The following is a 1,623-nucleotide window of genomic DNA, read 5'->3' as shown; positions in this document are numbered from 1 at the left end:
CTGCTCGACCACGGCTAATTTAAAAGTCAGCGAGTAATCGCGCTGTGTACGTTTCACACCTTGTCCCATCGGGGTCTCCATTTATTGGGGGGGAAAGGTGTAAACCATATTCAGGACGGGACAGAGATAAAATGAAAGGGCCGCCAGAATTGGCGGCCCTTTTGCTTATGTAGGTTGGCTGGCTATGCCAGATTTACAAGCTCAAGGTGTTACTGGTTACTCCATTTAGTTCAGCCGTGAAGTGGCTGTTACCGTTAAGTAGGAATACATAGGTATTACCCAGTCCCAGAGTGAGCAAGCCACCATTTATTTTCCAGATCACGCTGTTGGTGATGTTTTGCGTACTGCCATCAGAGTAGTGGCCTATTGCGGTGAAGGTAATGGTACTTAGCAGCGGAGATAAGTTCAGTCCGCTCTGGCTGATGACGATGCTGGTCAGCACCGCGTTGCTGACGACCACAGAATGGCCAGCAGTGATGCCTTGCACGTTGACACTGACGTTGGCACTTCCCGGTACTACCCCGGTGGCAAGCCCGGTCGAGGTGACCGTAAACACGCTAGGATCGCTGCTCTGCCAGTTGGCTTGTGCAGTGACATCCAGCGTCGTCAGGTTGCTGAGGGTGGCTGTGGCCTTGAGCTGTGCAGTGGTTCCCGCAGCCAAGGGGTTGATGGGATCAATGTTTACGCTGACCACCACCGCGTTGGACACGGTTACCTGCACAGTTGTGCTTTGGCCATCCAGCGTTGCTGTGATGGTCGCCGTGCCTGGCAGTACCGCGGTAACCAACCCTGAGTTGAGGCCGACGGCGGCAACAAGGGGGTTATTACTGGTCCAATTGACATTGGTCGTGACATCCACACTCGCGCCATTGCTGTAAATACCGTTGGCGGCGAGTTGACCGGTCAGGCCTGCGGCCAGGTTCAGCGGTGGTACCGTGATGGTGAGTCCACCCGGGTTGAGCACGGCGCTAGTGACTGTCACCAACAGCGTCGCGGTTTGCCCATCAAGAGTGCCAGTGATGGTGGTTGTGCCAGGGGCGACGGCGGTGACCAGGCCCGATGCACTGACGGTTGCTGCCGCCGGGGTACTGCTGACCCAGTTGACGGAGGCCGTTACATCGACGTTGCTGCCATTGTTGTAACTACCAGTGGCGGCAAGCTGGCCGGTCAGACCGGCGGCCAGGACCAGAGGGGGGGTGGTGATGACCAGGCCGCCTGGATTGAGGGTAGCGCTGGTAACCGTCACCAGCAGAGTTGCCGTTTGCCCGTCCAGAGTCCCTGTGATAGTGGCAGTGCCTGGCAGTATGCCGGTAACCAACCCTGTGTTGAGGCCGACAGTGGCGACAATGGGGTTATTAGTGGTCCAACTGACGGTATTGGTGACATTTACACTGCTGCCATCGCTGTAACTACCTGTGGCAGCGAGTTGACCAGTAAGACCGGTGACCAGGGTCAACGGCGGTACTGTGATGGTGAGCCCGCCCGCATTGAGCACGGCACTGGTGATAGTCACAGCCAGGGTTGCGGTCTGCCCATCCAGGGTCCCCGTGATGGTGGCAGTGCCAGGGGCGACGCCGGTCACCAAGCCAGATGCATTGACGGTGGCGACCGCCGGGTTGCTGC

1 protein-coding gene is annotated in these 1,623 nt (G+C 57.7%); it reads right to left on the bottom strand.

Annotation, left to right across the window (positions count from 1 at the left end):
* Positions 1–193: 193 nt before the first annotated feature.
* On the bottom strand, positions 194–1,623 hold a 1,430-nt coding region (locus LG30_RS21215; protein WP_193354290.1), incomplete at its 5' end, for a beta strand repeat-containing protein.

This window comes from Aeromonas aquatica (assembly GCF_000764655.1).
Lineage (GTDB): Bacteria > Pseudomonadota > Gammaproteobacteria > Enterobacterales > Aeromonadaceae > Aeromonas > Aeromonas aquatica.
The sequence above is the reverse complement of the archived record's forward strand: the minus strand, read 5'-3'. Positions and strand labels throughout refer to the sequence as shown.